This is a genomic window from Paracoccus sp. TRP (genome assembly GCF_000185925.1).
Lineage (GTDB): Bacteria > Pseudomonadota > Alphaproteobacteria > Rhodobacterales > Rhodobacteraceae > Paracoccus > Paracoccus kondratievae.
Genome location: NZ_AEPN01000009.1, coordinates 24,909 through 40,473, shown reverse-complemented (window position 1 = coordinate 40,473; position 15,565 = coordinate 24,909). Strand labels below are relative to the sequence as shown.

Sequence of the window (15,565 nt, the reverse complement as noted above, 5' to 3'; positions counted from 1 at the left end):
CACGGCAATTTCACCACATGGGGCCACCAATCGGGCCCGGAAATACCCGCGCATAAGGTATGAAAAAGCCACCCTGGCACCCTGCCTGGCCCAAAACCAATGCAGAAATGCCAGAGTGGCGGCCAGATTGTCAGGCGCGATCAGGCTGCGCGGCTTTTCTGTTCGGCCTTGGCCTGCAAGCGCCGGGCGTGCAGAACCGGCTCGGTATAGCCCGAGGGCTGAACCCGGCCCAGAAACACCAGATCACAGGCCGCCTGAAAGGCCACCCCGTCATAGCCCGGCGCCATTGGCACATAGGCCGGGTCACCTTCGTTCTGACGGTCCACCACAACGGCCATCTTGCGGAAAGTGTCCATGACCTGGCTGTCGCTGACCAGGCCGTGATGCAGCCAGTTCGCCAGCGACTGGGCCGAAATCCGCAGCGTGGCGCGATCCTCCATCAGGCCGACATCGTTGATATCCGGAACCTTCGAGCAGCCGACGCCCTGATCGATCCAGCGCACGACATAGCCGAGGATACCCTGACAGTTGTTCTCCAGCTCGCGGGTGATCTCGGCCTCGCTGTAGTTGCGGCCACCGGCCAGCGGGATGGTCAGCAGATCCTCCAGCCGGGCGGGACGGCGCGCCGCAGCGATCTGTGCCTGACGGGCAAAAACGTCGACCTTGTGATAATGGGTCGCGTGCAGAGTCGCGGCGGTCGGGCTGGGCACCCATGCGGTATTCGCGCCAGCCATCGGATGGGCGATCTTTTGTTCCAGCATGTCGGCCATCCGGTCAGGGATCGCCCACATGCCTTTGCCGATCTGCGCTTTGCCCGAAAGGCCGCAGGCCAGACCGATGTCAACGTTGCGATCCTCATAGGCCGAGATCCAGGGTTGCGATTTCATCTCACCCTTGGCCAGCATTGCGCCCGCCTCGATCGAGGTGTGAATCTCATCCCCGGTACGATCAAGGAAACCCGTGTTGATGAAGGCCACGCGGTGCCTGGCAGCACGGATGCATTCCTTGAGATTGGCCGAGGTGCGACGCTCTTCGTCCATGATGCCCAGCTTGACGGTATGGCGCGGCAGGCCAAGCGTGTCCTCGACGAAATCAAAAATCTCGCAGGCAAAGGCGACCTCTTCGGGGCCGTGCATCTTGGGTTTGACCACATAGATCGACTGGGTGACCGAGTTCCTGACCCCTTCCTTGCGGTCAAGATCGCGTTTCGCGCAAAGCGCGGTTACCATCGCGTCAAGCAGGCCCTCGTAGACCTCATTTCCTTCACGGTCGAGCACGGCGGGCGTGGTCATCAGATGGCCAACGTTACGCACCAGCATCAGCGCCCTGCCCTTATGCGTCACGCATGAGCCGTCGGGCGCCGTAAAGCTGACATCCGGGTTCAGGCGGCGGATGAAGGTCTTGCCGCCTTTTTCAACCTCTTCGGTCAGGGTGCCGTCCATGAGGCCAAGCCAGTTGGAATAGGCAAGCGCCTTGTCCTCACCATCGACGCAGGCGACCGAATCTTCGCAATCCATAATCGCCGACAGCGCCGATTCAATCACGATATCCGAGATACCAGCCCGGTCCTGCCTGCCAACCGGAGTCGAGGGATCGATCACGATACGGATAAACAGGCCGTTGTTTTTCAGGAAAACATCCGAAGGCTGCGCCGCATCGCCGTTATGGCCTGCAAATTTCGCACTATCGCGCAGTGCCGGAACCAGCGCGCCGTCCCTGACCGAAAGCGCGTCGATATCGTTCCACGAACCCGAGGCAAGCGGCGCTGCCTCATCAAGGAAATTGCGCCCCCAGGCGATCACACGGCCACCACGTTCGGCGTCATAGCCTTTGCCCCGGGGCAGATCGCCAAGCGCGTCGGTGCCGTAAAGCGCATCATAAAGGCTGCCCCAGCGGGCATTAGCAGCGTTCAGCGCATAGCGCGCATTGGTGATCGGCACCACGAGCTGCGGCCCGGCGACATTGGCAAATTCCGGGTCGGTGACGGATGTCTCAATCTGGAAATCCTCGCCTTCGGGAACCAGATAGCCGATCTCGGTCAGGAAATCGCGATAGGCCCCGGCATCGACCGGTTTGCCACGATTAGAGGCATGCCAGCTGTCGATTTGCGATTGCAGCGCATCACGCTTTTCCAAAAGTGCGCGGTTACGCGGACCAAATTCATGAAGCAGGGTCGAAAGCCCTTCCCAGAACCGGCGCGGCTCAACCCCGCTGCCGGGCAGCGCACGCTCGTTGATGAAGGCAGCAAGCGTCTCGTCTACCCGCAATCCTGCTTTTTCCACGCGACCCATGGCACTTCCCCTTACTACTATCATGTCCGGCTGGTTTGGTGCACCGTGGTATGCGAAACGCCCCGCTTATTCAACCGGGGCGACTTTTAATAAATCGAAAACTCTGTGTTTCGCAAAAATTGAAAATCCGCCGCCCGGGAGTCCGGACGGCGGAGCATATCTGTCAACCTGCGATCAGTTCGCGGGCGGAGTGGTGGTTTCCGTACCAGCAGCCGGCGGCGTGGTCGGGGCCGGTTCCTCGACGCTGATCGCGTCATCAAGGGCCTGACCGGCGTCCTGCATCGCCTCGCTTGCGGCGTCGGCGGCGCTTTCAGCAGCGTCCTGCGCGGCAGCCGCAGCGTCGCTGGCGGCATTAGTGGCATCCTCGACCGCCTCATTCACAGCCGAGCCGACCGCATCAGCGGCATTGCCGGCAGCAGCGGCTGCGTCATTGGCTGCATCAGCCGCAGCGTCAGCAGCGTTGCCGGCGGCTTCTGCCGCATCGTTAGCCGCATCGGCGGCGGCATCCGTGACCGGCTCGGTGGCGGCGGGTTCAGTGGCGGCGGGCTCGGTCGCGGCCGGCTCTTCCATCGTCGTGGCCGGTTCGGTCGTGGTGCCAGTCGCAGCCGGTTCGGTGGTGCTGCTGTCAGCCGGTTCCGTGGTCGTGACGGCCGGATCCTCGCCGGTGGTGGCGGGCTGGTCACGGTTCATGAAATACTGCAGCGCAAAATAGGCGATCGCCAGCGCCAGCAGGATGCCGATGATCAGCGGCAGCGGCGAGGCCCGGCGCTCTACCGGCTCGACATAGGTTTCGGGCGCTGCGGCCGGACTTTGCGGGTCAATGCCTTCGGTCCGCTTCGGGTCGTTAGGATCGTAATTGGCCATTGCGGGCTCCTCGCTCTTCTGGTTTTTCATCTGGCTGGGCGATAGGGGGCGCGGCCCCGGCTTGCGACCCGGCTGTCCTGCGACTAACACTTGTGTTCCGCGCAAGTTCCCTGCCTTGCCAATTTTTTTCACCTGCCCATCAAGGTGTTCTCATGACCGTCACGCAATATCTTGCCGACTGGCGCCCATATCCCTTCGAGATTGCCGAGACCCGGCTGGAGTTCGATCTGGCCCCAAAGGGTACCCGTGTCCGATCCCAGATCGACTTTCGCCGCAAGGGTCCGGGTGATCTGGTGCTGGACGGCGCGGGGCTGAGGACGCAATCGCTGGCGATTGACGGCAAGCCGCTGGACCTGTCCCTGATCAGCAAGGATGACGAGCGTCTGGTTGTCCCGGCCTCTGCCCTGCCCGACAGCTTTACCTTTGCAGCCGAGGTCGAGATTGACCCCGAGATGAACACCGCTCTTGAGGGGCTTTATCTTTCCGGGGGCATGTTCTGCACGCAATGCGAGGCCGAAGGTTTCCGCCACATCACCTGGTATCCCGACCGACCCGATGTGATGGCGCCCTTTCGCGTCACCATCCGCTCGGACAAGCCGGTGCTGCTGTCGAATGGCAACCCGGTCTCGCGCGGGCAAGGCGAGGCGGTCTGGCACGACCCGTGGCCTAAGCCTGCCTATCTGTTTGCGCTGGTCGCGGGTGATCTGGTCGCCATTCCCGACAGTTTCACCACCATGTCGGGTCGTAAGGTCGAACTGAATGTCTGGGTGCGGCCGGGCGATCAGGACCGTGCGGGCTATGCCATGGAATCGCTTATCCGGTCGATGAAATGGGACGAAGAGACTTACGGTCGCGAATATGATCTGGACGTGTTCAACCTTGTCGCAGTCGATGACTTCAACATGGGCGCGATGGAGAACAAGGGGCTGAACATCTTTAACTCCAAGCTCGTCCTTGCCAGTGCGGAAACCGCGACTGATGGCGATTACGAGCGTATCGAGGGCGTGATCGGCCATGAATATTTCCACAACTGGACCGGCAATCGCATCACCTGCCGCGACTGGTTCCAGCTGTGCCTGAAAGAGGGTCTGACGGTCTTTCGCGATCAGCAGTTCACCAGCGATATGCGCTCGGCGGCGGTCAAACGCATTCATGACGTGCAGACCCTGCGGGCACGCCAGTTCCGCGAGGATGCGGGGCCGCTGGCCCATCCGCCGCGCCCGGACAATTATCAGGAAATCAACAACTTCTACACCGCCACCGTCTATGAAAAGGGCGCCGAGGTCATCGGTATGCTCAAGCGGCTGGTGGGCGAGGACGGCTATCGCAAGGCGCTGGACCTTTATTTCATCCGCCACGACGGTCAGGCCTGCACGATCGAGGACTGGATCAAGGTCTTTGAAGATGCGACCGGCCGCGACCTTACCCAGTTCAAACGCTGGTATACCGACGCAGGCACGCCGCGCCTGACCCTGTCCGAGGACTGGCAGGACGGCCGCCTGACCCTGCATTTCCGGCAAGAAACCGCGCCGACCCCCGGCCAGCCACAAAAGCCGCCACGTGTCATACCCATCGCGCTTGGCCTTATCGGCCCGAATGGCGATGAGGTGCTGCCGACCACGGTGCTGGAAATGACCGAGGCCAGTCAGAGCTTTACCTTCGACGGGCTCGGGGCGCGGCCGGTGGTCTCGCTTTTGCGCGGTTTTTCCGCCCCGGTGACTGTAGCCCGAGAGATCACCGCAGATGAGCAGGCGCTCCTGCTTGCCCATGACACCGACCCTTATGCGCGCTGGCAGGCGGGACATGATCTGGCGCTGGACGCCCTGATCTTTCGCGCCACTTCCGGGACCGGCGGGGCCGAGTTCGGACAGGCAATCGGCGGCCTTCTGACCGATGCTGCGGCCGACCCCGCCTTTGCCGCCCTGTGCCTGTCGCTGCCGGGCGAGGAAGAGATCGCGACCACCATCGCCGCCCGCGGCGGGGTACCCGATCCCGACGCAATCCGCACCGCACGCGAGGCTCTGGCCCAAGACATCGCCACCGCCCATGAGGCAGAGCTGGCGCGGCTTTATGATGCGATGGAGACCCCGGGCCCCTATCGCCCCGATGCCGAGGGCGCGGGGCGGCGCAGCCTGCGACTGGCCTGCCTTGGCCTTTTGACGCGCATTGACGGCGCGGCGCGGGCGCAAGTACTATTCAACAGTGCCTCAAACATGACCGAGCGGCAGGGCGCGCTGGAGTGCCTGATCGCTGCGGGCAAAGATACCGAGGCTCTGGCCGCCTTTGCACAAGAGTTTGGTTCCAACCGGCTGGTCATGGACAAATGGTTCATGGTCCAGCCCCTGCGTGCCACCCCCGATCAGGCGGTTGCGCGGGCGCGCGATCTGGCAGAACGGGCAGATTTCGACTGGAAAAACCCCAACCGCTTCCGCGCGCTGATCAGCGGACTTTGCGCGAACCATGCGGCTTTCCACGCCGCCGATGGTTCGGGCTATGCCTTCACCGTAGACTGGCTGATGCGGCTTGATCCGGTGAACCCCCAGACGACTGCGCGCATGTGCTCGGCCTTCGAGACCTGGACGCGCTATGACGCTGACCGTCAGGCCCATGCCAAGGCGGCGCTTGGTCGTCTTGCCGCCATGAAAGGGCTGTCGCGCAATACATCCGAGATGGTTACGCGCATCCTTGCCGGTGGTGCCTGAGCATGCGCAAACCACTCTTGCGGGGATCCCGGAGGCACGGCAATACTGCCTTTATGGATGCCCGCGAGGACATGAAACTGCGTCTTGATCCGCTGATAGCCGAGCGGGCGCCATGGCTTTTTTCGGGTCGCCGGCACCATGCGCTGGCCCGGCAGGTACTGATGTGGCTGCTGCGCTATCCGCGCACGCTGGATCTGGCGGCCGAATACCGCGACCTGCCCACCGACGAGATCATGCGCCGCCTCGCCAGCCTGATCCTGCGCGATCTGCGGGTCGAGGGGCTTGAGCATATCCCGGCCACGGGACCGGCGCTGATCGTCTCAAACCACCCCACGGGGATTGCTGACGGCATCGTGCTGAATGCGGTGATTTCGGCGGTCAGGGACGATCTGTTCGTCTACGCCAACCACGACATCCTGCGCATCCTGCCGCAATTTGACAGCCTGATCGCACCAGTCGAATGGCGGGTCGAAAAACGCTCACATGCCAAGACCCGCATGACCATGGATTACACCCGCACCGCGCTTGAGCGGGGACGGATCGGGCTGATTTTTCCCTCGGGGAGGCTGGCCAAGCGTCAGGGCCTCAGCCTGCATGAGCGCCCGTGGATGGCCAGCGCAGCCATGATCGCGCGCAAGTTCGACGCCCCTATCATCCCGCTGAAGATACGGGCGCGGAACTCGGCTCTCTTTTATCTGCTGGACGCGATCCATCCGACCCTGCGCGACGTGACGCTGTTCAACGAGGTGCTGAACAAGGCAAGCCAGCCCTTCCGCGTCACGATCGGTGAATCTATCCCCGCCTCGGCCCTGCCCACCCGCAGCGAGGACGGGATAGCCATGCTGCGCGAGACAGTGCTGAGCCTGCCGCAGCCGGGGCCGAATGCAGTCCGCATGTCCCATATCCGCGGCCTTTCACAGCGCCGCCGCGCCGTGGCCCGTCCCCGGGCAATCGAATAAGGAAAAACGCCAGCCCGAGCGGACTGGCGTTTCATATCTTTGGTCAAAGCCAGGGATTAGATCACCATATCGTCGCGATGGATCAGCGCCGCGCGGCCAGGATAGCCAAGGATGCTTTCAATCTCGTCGCTGCGGTGCCCGGCGATGGCGCGCGCCTCGGTCGAGGCATAGCGCACCAGCCCGACTGCCAGCCGCGCCCCGCGACCGTCCAGAACGACCACCGGATCGCCGCGCCCAAAGCGCCCCGAGACAGCAGTCACCCCGGCAGGCAGTAGTGATTTTCCCTGCCCCAGCGCCCGCGCCGCGCCGTCATCAACGGTGATCTCGCCTTTGGGCTTCATCGCCGCAATCCAGCGTTTGCGGGCGGCCTGTGGGTCGGTATCGGGCAGGAACCATGTCGTCCGGGCCCCGTTCGCCACCGCCGACAGCGGCTTTAGCACCCAGCCTTCGGCAATCGCCATGGCACAACCCCCGGCAACGGCGGTACGCGCCGCCATCAGCTTGGTCTTCATGCCGCCTTTGCTGACGCCGGAAATCGGGTCTCCGGCCATTGCCTCGATCTCGGGCGTGATCTGGCTGATCACCGGCAGGTGGCGCGCATCCGGGTCAGTCTTGGGATTGGCGGTATAAAGCCCGTCCACATCCGAAAGCAGCAACAGCTGATCAGCACCGCAGGTGACTGCGATCTGCGCCGCCAGCCGGTCGTTATCGCCAAAGCGGATTTCGTCGGTGGCAACCGTGTCGTTCTCGTTCACGATTGGCACCACGCCCAGCCCCAGCAGCGTCTGCATCGTGGCCCGGCTGTTAAGATATCGCCGCCGGTCGGTCGTGTCGTCCAGCGTCACCAGCAGTTGCGCGGTTTTGACCCCATGCGGCGCCAACGCCTCTTCATAGGCGCGGGCCAGTTTGATCTGACCGACCGCGGCGGCGGCCTGCGACTGTTCGACCCGCAGCGGCCCGGCAGGCAGGCCCAGCACCTGCCGTCCCAGTGCGATTGCGCCAGAGGAAACCAGCACCACATCGGTCCCCCGCGCCCGCGCCTCGGCCACGTCATCGCAAAGCGCGCGCAGCCAAGACTGACGCAGACCATCTGCGTCCACCAGAAGCGCCGAGCCTATCTTGATCACCAGCCGCTGCGCGCGGACAAGTTGCGGCCTCATGGCTGCCACGGCTTGTCTTCCTCATCCCCGGCGGGTTTGCGCGACGGCGCTATCCCGGACCAAAGCGCCCGCAAGACATCGGTCACGCCTTCGCGTGAAACGCCGGACATCAGCATCACCGGCCCGCCGATCTCAGCTTCCAGTGCCGCCTTGCGCTCGGCGAGGCTGTCGGGATCCAGCGCATCAATCTTGTTCAGCGCGGTCACCCGGGGCTTTTCAGCCAGCGCAGGAGAATAGGCGGCAAGCTCGGTCAGGATGATACGAGCATCCTGCGCGACATCCTCGGCCGTGCCATCGACAAGATGCAAAAGCACGCGCGAACGTTCGACATGGCCAAGGAACTGGTCACCAAGCCCCCTGCCCTCGGATGCACCTTCGATCAGGCCCGGGATATCGGCCATGACGAATTCATGCCCGTCAACGCCGACCACACCAAGGTTTGGGTGCAGCGTCGTAAACGGATAATCCGCGATCTTGGGCCGCGCGTTCGACACAGCGGCAAGGAAAGTCGATTTCCCCGCATTGGGCAGTCCCAGCAGCCCGGCATCGGCAATAAGCTTAAGCCGCAGCCACAGCGTCCGCTCGATCCCCGGCTGGCCGGGATTGGCGTGGCGAGGCGCGCGGTTGGTCGAGCTTTTGAAATGCAGGTTGCCAAAGCCGCCATTGCCACCCTTGGCAAGCAGCACACGCTGGCCGGGCGCGGTCAGGTCGGCGATCACCGTCTCCTGATCCTCCTCCAGGATCTCGGTCCCGACCGGCACGCGCAGCACAATATCATCGCCCGAGGCCCCTGTGCGCTGCGCACCCATGCCATGACCGCCCGACTTGGCAAAGAAATGCTGCTGAAAGCGAAAGTCGATCAGGGTGTTCAGCCCCTCGACCGCCTCGGCCCAGACATCGCCACCATTGCCGCCGTCGCCACCATCTGGCCCGCCGTATTCGATGAATTTCTCACGGCGAAAGGAAACGCAGCCCGCGCCTCCGCCGCCCGAGCGGACATAGACCTTGGCGAGATCGAGGAATTTCACGGGCGTCATCCTTGCGGAAAATATCAGGCAGAGGGTGGGATACGCGCTTGACGCAACTGGTTCAAGGGCAGCGTGACTTTTGCTTCGCGCCAAGGCTAGATGGGCGCGACCAATGATTGGAGTCCCCATGCCGATCCTGACCTATGCCACGCTTATCGCCGCCATTGCACTTGAGGTCGTGGGCACCACCTGCCTGCAACACAGCCAGCAGTTCACCCGCCCCCTGCCGACGATATTGATGGGGATCTGCTATGCGGGCTCATTCTATTTTCTGTCGCTGGTCCTGCGCGCCATGCCACTGGGCATCGCCTATGCGATCTGGAGCGGGCTCGGCATCGTCCTTGTCTCAATGATTGGTCTGGTCATCTTTGGGCAGAAACTGGATCTGCCGGCGGTGATCGGGCTGTCCATGATCGTTGCCGGTGTCGTCATCGTGAACCTGTTCTCGGCCAGCGTGACACATTGAATCTGTTCCGCCCTTAACTTTTTGGCAATCGGATATAGATAATGTGGGGCAAGGAGGGCCGCGATGATCCACTTTGACAACAGCTATGCCCGACTGCCCGAGGGGTTCTTTACCCGTACCCGGCCAACCCCGGTGCGCGATCCCAGGCTGATCGCGCTGAACCGGCCGCTCGCAGAGCGTCTTGGGCTTGACGCCGAGTGGCTGGCAAGCCCCGCAGGCATCGCCATACTTGCCGGAAACGACCTGCCCAAAGGGGCCGAGCCGATTGCCCAGGCCTATGCCGGCCATCAGTTCGGCGGTTTCGTGCCCCAGCTTGGTGACGGGCGCGCAGTCCTTCTGGGCGAGGTTGTGGCCCCCGATGGCGCGCGTTTTGACATCCAGCTCAAGGGGGCGGGGCCGACGCCCTTTTCGCGGCGCGGTGACGGGCGGGCGTGGCTAGGCCCTGTCCTGCGGGAATATCTGGTCAGCGAATTCATGGCCGCCGTCGGTATCCCGACAACGCGGGCGCTTGCCGCCGTCACAACGGGTGAGACAGTAATCCGCGAAACCCTGCTACCCGGCGCAGTGCTGACCCGCATCGCCTCTAGCCATATCCGCGTCGGCACATTTGAATTCTACGCTGCACGCGGGGATCGTGAGCGGTTGGAGCTGCTGACCAAACATGTCATCGCCCGCCATTACCCGCAGGCCGCAAACGCCGGCGACTTGCTTGAGCTTGTGGTTCGACGGCAGGCAGCCACCATCGCCGGCTGGATGGCGCTTGGCTTTATCCATGGGGTGATGAACACCGACAATATGTCGGTTTCAGGCGAGACGATCGATTATGGTCCCTGTGCCTTTATGGATGGCTATCATCCGGACAAGGTCTTTAGCTCGATCGACGCCTATGGACGCTATGCCTGGAGCGAGCAGCCAAAGATTGCGGTCTGGAACCTTGCCCAACTGGCCAGTTGCCTTGTGCCATTGATGGGCAACGATGATGCTTCCATCGCCGAGGCGACACGCATCGTCCACAGTTTTCCGGAAATATATCAGGCCGAATGGCTTGCGCGCTTTGCGGCCAAGCTTGGCATTTCGACCCCGCGAACCGGGGATCGGGTGCTGATCGAGGGGCTTTTGACCCTGATGGCCGCTGATGAGGCCGACTTCACCCGGGTCTTTGCAGGCCTGTCGGATGGCAGCGCACGGGCGGAGTTTGCAGACCCAACGTCTTTTGACGCATGGGCCAAGGATTGGCACGCGCGCATACGTAATCTGGCCGACGCCCCCCAGATCATGGGCCGGGCCAACCCGCGCCGCATTCCGCGCAACCACCGCATCGAAGAGGTGATTGCCTCCGCACGCGAAGGCGATTACGCGCCCTTCCACGCGCTTGAGGCAGCACTTTGCGCGCCATATGAGGATCGGCCGGACTGGGGTGATTACGCCCAGGCCCCGCGCCCCGAAGAGATCGTTCACCGCACCTTCTGCGGCACCTGACCAGCAGCGAAAGGCCCATGCCCAGAAGTTCTGACCACATAAGACTCGCCAGCTATAACCTGCACAAATGCCGCGGCATGACCGGCCCGCATGCCCCCGAACGTAATCTGCGCGTTATCGAAGAGCTGCAGGCCGACGTCATCGCCCTGCAAGAGGTGGATTTCCGTTTTGGCGCCCGCCCCGAGGCCCTGCCCCGGGCACTGATCGAAAAAACGACGGGGATGGTGCCGGCCCCTTTTATCGGCACGGGTGAGAATTCACTGGGCTGGCACGGACAGACCATCCTGTTGCGCCCCGAGTTGCGCGACAAGGCCGAGATCCGCCGCCTGCCCCTGCCCGGGATCGAGCCACGAGGCGCGCTGGTGCTGCGCCTGCCGGGGCTGACGGTGGTCGCGGTTCATCTGGGGCTGATCCGCTCATCCCGGCGGGCGCAGCTGTCACGCATCATCGCTCAGGCCCGTCGCATCGGCCATGACCGCATGGTTCTGACCGGGGATTTTAACGAATGGCACGATTCGCGCGGGCTTGAGGCGCTTGAGGCGCTGCGCATCGTCACCCCGGGTCCCAGCTGGCCTGCACCCTTTCCGCGTCTGCGCTATGATCGTTTTGCCGTCTCGCGCAGTATCGAGGTGCTTGACTGCGGCGTTCTTGACAATGAGACCGCGCGGCAGGCCTCGGACCACCTGCCGGTCTGGGCCGATCTGGCCATCAATGTCCACGAAGAGGTGCCGCGCGGCTATCATCCGGCCCGGATCACCTCTCGCATTCCGGGCGAGGATGGTGTCGCAGGCGCAGAATGATGCTTTCCCGCCCGATCCCTGTGGGCTAAACAACGCCCAAACTCGTCAGGAAGAGGGACGCAGACATGACGGCCATCATCGACATTTTCGCGCGCGAGATTCTGGACAGCCGGGGTAACCCGACAGTCGAGGTCGATGTCACGCTGGAAGACGGCACCATGGGCCGGGCAGCAGTGCCCTCGGGCGCCTCGACCGGTGCTCATGAAGCGGTTGAAAAACGCGACGGCGACAAGTCCCGCTATATGGGCAAAGGCGTGCTCGAGGCCGTGGCCGCCGTCAATGGCGAGATCGCCGAGAACCTGACCGGCGAGGATGCAACCGAACAGGTTGCCATCGACCGCATGATGATTGAACTCGACGGCACCCCGAACAAGGGGCGGCTTGGCGCGAATGCGATCCTTGGCGTATCGCTGGCGGTGGCCAAGGCCGCGGCCGAAGCAAGCGCCCAGCCGCTTTACCGCTATGTCGGCGGCACCAATGCCCGCATCCTGCCCGTCCCGATGATGAATATCATTAATGGCGGCGAACATGCCGACAACCCGATCGACATTCAGGAATTCATGATCATGCCGGTCGCGGCAGAGAACATCCGCGACGCTGTCCGCATGGGCTCGGAAGTTTTCCACACGCTGAAAAAGGAACTGTCGGCTGCCGGCCTCGCCACCGGCGTCGGCGATGAAGGTGGGTTCGCCCCGAACCTCAGCAGCACCCGTGATGCGCTGGATTTCATCCTGAAAGCCATCGAAAAGGCCGGCTACAAGCCCGGCGATGACATCATGCTGGCGCTGGACTGTGCCTCGACCGAATATTTCAAAGGCGGCAAGTACGAGATGACCGGTGAGGGTAAGTCCCTGACCCCGGCCGAAAACGTCGCCTACCTGGAAGCTCTGTGCAACGATTACCCGATCCTGTCGATCGAGGACGGCTGCGCCGAGGACGACTGGGAAGGCTGGAAGCTTCTGACCGATACGCTGGGCAAGCGCGTGCAGCTGGTCGGCGACGACCTGTTCGTGACCAACCCGGCCCGTCTGGCCGAAGGCATTGCCAAGGGCTGCGGCAACTCACTTCTGGTCAAGGTGAACCAGATCGGCACCCTGACCGAGACTCTGGACGCGGTGCGCATGGCCGACCGCGCGCGCTATACTTCGGTGATGTCGCACCGCTCGGGCGAGACCGAGGATGCAACCATTGCCGATCTTGCCGTGGCGACGAATTGCGGCCAGATCAAGACCGGCTCGCTGGCCCGTTCGGACCGGCTGGCGAAATATAACCAACTGATCCGTATTGAGGAAATGCTGGGTGCTGCGGCAGAATACGCTGGCAAGTCCATCCTGCGCAGCTAAGACTGTGACCCACCGTGGAATGCAAAGGGGCGGCTGTCACGGCCGCCCTTTTCATATCCACCAGCGATGGGTCAGAGAAAACGCGCCAAGCGTAAACCGGCGACGGAACTCAGACGGCACGGCACTGGCCAAAGCCTCAATCCCCTTCGGCGCCGCGTCAAGAACTGCACGCAGACCAGCGCCGGGGAACAGGACCGGGGCAAGGATGCGCGGCAACTGGCGGCGTTGCGCCTTGGCCTCGGCCAGTTTCTTTCGGGCCCTGGCAGCAATCTGCGCCAGCACCTGCGGCGACGGGTCCCAAAGCCCAAGTCCCAACCCCTGCAGAGCAGGCAGCGCAGCAAGCCAATGGGCAAGGCCCACGCCCTCGGCCTGCGCGGCGATGATACGCCCCTCTGCCGTCGCGGCAGGATCAGCGATGGTGCCATTCAGGGCCTCGGCAGCAAACAAGGCCAATGCCACCGTCGTATCACGAACATAAGCAGCGACTGCCTCGGGACCCTCAAGCGGCTCGCGCGCAGCATCACGGCGACGTGCCCCGGCGAGAGCGGCAAAAGCAGCGGCGCGCGGCCCCCAAGCCTCGGCCAAAGGGGTAAGCAGCTCATGCGATTGCGGCTTGCCTGCACCGATATCCTCAAGCCGCTCGATCCACCATTGCAGGCGCATTTCGGCGATCAGCGGTTCATTCGAGGCGAGCGGCGCCCGCGCAAGCTCAAGGTTCAGCGCATAAAGCGTCATCAGCCCAGGCCGCGCTTTGGCTGGGGCCATCAGGCAAATGCCAAAGCGGTCGGGGTCGTGATCGCGCAGCGCGGCGGCACAGTCCTGCAAGCTCATGCCGGCGCGACCCCGTCACGGATCAGTTTCCAGCGGATGGCATCAACCAGCGCCTCAAAGCTGGCATCGACGATATTCGGCGAGACACCGACAGTCGACCAGCGGTTGCCATGGGCATCGGCACTGTCGATGATGACACGCGTTGTCGCCTCGACCCCCTCTCCGGTGATACGGACGCGGAAATCGACCAGATGCATGTCGTCGATGGCCGACTGATAGGGGCCAAGATCCTTGGCCAGCGCGCGCCATAGCGCGTTCACCGGGCCGCGGTCATGCCCCTCCGCATCGACGCTTTCACTGACCGAAAGCATGCGCGCACCGCCGATCTGGACAACAACCACCGCCTCGGACACCGATATGCGCTTGCCAAGGGCGTTGCGCCGCCGCTCGACCGTGACGCGGTAACGCTCAACGGTAAAGTAATGCTGCATCCGCCCCAGTTCCGACAGGGCCAGCAGCTCAAAACTCGCCTGCGCGCCGTCATAGGCATAGCCGGCGTCTTCACGCATCTTGACCATATCCAGGATGCGGGCCAGGGCCGGATCGTCACGGCCAACCTCGATACCGGCATCAGCAAGACGGGCGCGCAGGTTCGATTGCCCAGCCTGGTTCGACATGGGGATGATCCGCTCGTTCCCGACGGTCGCGGGATCGACATGCTCATAAGTCGCTGGGTTTTTCAGGATGGCGCTGGCATGCAGCCCGGCCTTATGGGCAAATGCCGAGGTGCCGACATAGGGCGCGGGCCGCGCAGGCGGGCGGTTCAGGATTTCGTCCAGACGGCGTGAAAGACGGGTCAGCCCGGCCAGCCCCTCGACCGAGACACCCGTTTCCAGCACCGAACGATAGGGTTCTTTCAGCAGAAGCGTCGGAATGATGCTGGTCAGGCTTGCATTGCCACAACGCTCGCCCAGACCGTTCAGCGTTCCCTGCACCTGCCGCGCACCGGCGTCGATGGCGGCCAGCGTGCAGGCAACGGCATTTCCGGTATCATCGTGGCAATGGATGCCAAGCCGTTCACCGGGAATCCCGGCGGCGATAACGGCGCGCGTCACCTGCCCGACCCGGTCAGGCAAAGTGCCGCCATTCGTGTCGCAAAGCACGATCCAGCGCGCCCCGGCCTCAAGCGCCGCCCGCAGGCAGGCCAGGGTATAGTCCGGGTCATCCGCGTAGCCATCAAAGAAATGTTCGGCGTCAAACAGCGCCTCGCGGCCAGCCGCCACAACATGCGCAACCGAGGCGCGGATATTGTCGAGGTTATCTTCAAGCGAGATTCCCAGCGCCTCGCGGACGTGAAAGGGGTGGGTCTTGCCGACAAGACAGACCGCCCGCGTGCCCGCATTCATCACCGCCGCCAGCACATCATCATTCTCGGCCGAGCGTCCGGCACGCTTGGTCATGCCAAAGGCGGTCATGATCGCGCGGGTCGCAGGAGCCTGGGCAAAGAAGTCGCTGTCAGTCGGATTGGCGCCCGGCCAGCCGCCCTCGATGTAGTCGACGCCCAGCCGGTCCAGCATCTGCGCGATCTCGGCCTTTTCTGCCGCCGAGAATTGCACGCCCTGGGTCTGCTGCCCGTCGCGAAGCGTGGTGTCATAGATGTAAAGGCGCTGGCGCGTCATCGGGGCAACCCCTTTGGCTGGCT

12 protein-coding genes are annotated in these 15,565 nt (G+C 63.3%); 6 read left to right on the top strand and 6 right to left on the bottom strand.

The window, feature by feature from the left end:
- Positions 1–140 precede the first annotated feature (140 nt).
- Positions 141–2,291: a malate synthase G gene (locus PARACOCCUSGL_RS0107540; RefSeq protein WP_010394841.1), complete on the bottom strand. Its 2,151-nt coding sequence runs from the start codon at positions 2,289–2,291 to the stop codon at positions 141–143.
- Between the two features lie 174 nt (positions 2,292–2,465).
- Positions 2,466–3,155: a hypothetical protein gene (locus PARACOCCUSGL_RS0107535; RefSeq protein ID WP_010394839.1), complete on the bottom strand. Its 690-nt coding sequence runs from the start codon at positions 3,153–3,155 to the stop codon at positions 2,466–2,468.
- A gap of 152 nt (positions 3,156–3,307) precedes the next feature.
- On the opposite strand from PARACOCCUSGL_RS0107535, the gene pepN reads away from it, so the two are divergent.
- Positions 3,308–5,857: an aminopeptidase N gene (gene pepN, locus PARACOCCUSGL_RS0107530; protein WP_010394837.1), complete on the top strand. Its 2,550-nt coding sequence runs from the start codon at positions 3,308–3,310 to the stop codon at positions 5,855–5,857.
- A 53-nt stretch (positions 5,858–5,910) separates the two neighbouring features.
- Positions 5,911–6,816 carry a 1-acyl-sn-glycerol-3-phosphate acyltransferase gene (locus PARACOCCUSGL_RS0107525; protein ID WP_010394834.1) on the top strand — a complete coding sequence of 302 codons (906 nt, stop codon included), beginning with the start codon at positions 5,911–5,913 and terminating at the stop codon, positions 6,814–6,816.
- Between the two features lie 56 nt (positions 6,817–6,872).
- Here the strand turns inward: PARACOCCUSGL_RS0107525 and proB are convergent, their stop codons facing one another.
- On the bottom strand, positions 6,873–7,976 hold the full coding sequence (proB, locus tag PARACOCCUSGL_RS0107520) for a glutamate 5-kinase (RefSeq protein WP_010394831.1): 1,104 nt from the start codon (positions 7,974–7,976) through the stop codon (positions 6,873–6,875).
- Positions 7,973–9,004, bottom strand: coding sequence for a GTPase ObgE (obgE, locus tag PARACOCCUSGL_RS0107515; RefSeq protein WP_010394829.1), 1,032 nt, complete (start codon positions 9,002–9,004; stop codon positions 7,973–7,975). The genes proB and obgE overlap by 4 nt, the downstream gene beginning before the upstream one ends.
- A 127-nt stretch (positions 9,005–9,131) precedes the next feature.
- Here obgE and PARACOCCUSGL_RS0107510 point away from each other — a divergent pair, with 127 nt between their 5' ends.
- The 4 genes from PARACOCCUSGL_RS0107510 to eno all read left to right on the top strand — a co-directional run bounded on the left by PARACOCCUSGL_RS0107510 (position 9,132) and on the right by eno (position 13,092).
- On the top strand, positions 9,132–9,470 hold the full coding sequence (locus PARACOCCUSGL_RS0107510; RefSeq protein ID WP_010394827.1) for a multidrug efflux SMR transporter: 339 nt from the start codon (positions 9,132–9,134) through the stop codon (positions 9,468–9,470).
- A 63-nt stretch (positions 9,471–9,533) separates the two neighbouring features.
- On the top strand, positions 9,534–10,949 hold the full coding sequence (locus tag PARACOCCUSGL_RS0107505) for a YdiU family protein (RefSeq protein WP_010394825.1): 1,416 nt from the start codon (positions 9,534–9,536) through the stop codon (positions 10,947–10,949).
- Between the two features lie 17 nt (positions 10,950–10,966).
- Positions 10,967–11,749 carry an endonuclease/exonuclease/phosphatase family protein gene (locus PARACOCCUSGL_RS0107500; protein ID WP_029371755.1) on the top strand — a complete coding sequence of 261 codons (783 nt, stop codon included), beginning with the start codon at positions 10,967–10,969 and terminating at the stop codon, positions 11,747–11,749.
- A gap of 65 nt (positions 11,750–11,814) precedes the next feature.
- The gene (eno, locus tag PARACOCCUSGL_RS0107495) at positions 11,815–13,092 is read left to right on the top strand and encodes a phosphopyruvate hydratase (RefSeq protein ID WP_010394821.1); all 1,278 of its coding nucleotides are present in this window, start codon (positions 11,815–11,817) and stop codon (positions 13,090–13,092) included.
- A gap of 51 nt (positions 13,093–13,143) precedes the next feature.
- Here the strand turns inward: eno and PARACOCCUSGL_RS0107490 are convergent, their stop codons facing one another.
- Together PARACOCCUSGL_RS0107490 and cimA are read right to left on the bottom strand one after the other, a co-directional pair.
- Entirely contained in the window at positions 13,144–13,923 is a 780-nt protein-coding gene (locus PARACOCCUSGL_RS0107490; protein WP_010394818.1) for a squalene/phytoene synthase family protein, read from the bottom strand.
- The gene (gene cimA, locus PARACOCCUSGL_RS0107485; protein WP_029371753.1) at positions 13,920–15,542 is read right to left on the bottom strand and encodes a citramalate synthase; all 1,623 of its coding nucleotides are present in this window, start codon (positions 15,540–15,542) and stop codon (positions 13,920–13,922) included. The genes PARACOCCUSGL_RS0107490 and cimA overlap by 4 nt, the downstream gene beginning before the upstream one ends.
- Positions 15,543–15,565: the final 23 nt, after the last annotated feature.

Bases quoted from the DNA above. Each gene is read 5' to 3' on its own strand.
- pepN (WP_010394837.1), top strand. From the start codon at position 3,308: ATGACCGTCACGCAATATCTTGCCGACTGGCGCCCATATCCCTTCGAG.
- PARACOCCUSGL_RS0107500 (WP_029371755.1), top strand. From the start codon at position 10,967: ATGCCCAGAAGTTCTGACCACATAAGACTCGCCAGCTATAACCTGCAC.
- PARACOCCUSGL_RS0107510 (WP_010394827.1), top strand. From the start codon at position 9,132: ATGCCGATCCTGACCTATGCCACGCTTATCGCCGCCATTGCACTTGAG.
- PARACOCCUSGL_RS0107505 (WP_010394825.1), top strand. From the start codon at position 9,534: ATGATCCACTTTGACAACAGCTATGCCCGACTGCCCGAGGGGTTCTTT.
- PARACOCCUSGL_RS0107490 (WP_010394818.1), bottom strand. From the start codon at position 13,923: ATGAGCTTGCAGGACTGTGCCGCCGCGCTGCGCGATCACGACCCCGAC.
- PARACOCCUSGL_RS0107525 (WP_010394834.1), top strand. From the start codon at position 5,911: ATGGATGCCCGCGAGGACATGAAACTGCGTCTTGATCCGCTGATAGCC.
- PARACOCCUSGL_RS0107535 (WP_010394839.1), bottom strand. From the start codon at position 3,155: ATGGCCAATTACGATCCTAACGACCCGAAGCGGACCGAAGGCATTGAC.
- PARACOCCUSGL_RS0107540 (WP_010394841.1), bottom strand. From the start codon at position 2,291: ATGGGTCGCGTGGAAAAAGCAGGATTGCGGGTAGACGAGACGCTTGCT.
- eno (WP_010394821.1), top strand. From the start codon at position 11,815: ATGACGGCCATCATCGACATTTTCGCGCGCGAGATTCTGGACAGCCGG.
- proB (WP_010394831.1), bottom strand. From the start codon at position 7,976: ATGAGGCCGCAACTTGTCCGCGCGCAGCGGCTGGTGATCAAGATAGGC.
- cimA (WP_029371753.1), bottom strand. From the start codon at position 15,542: ATGACGCGCCAGCGCCTTTACATCTATGACACCACGCTTCGCGACGGG.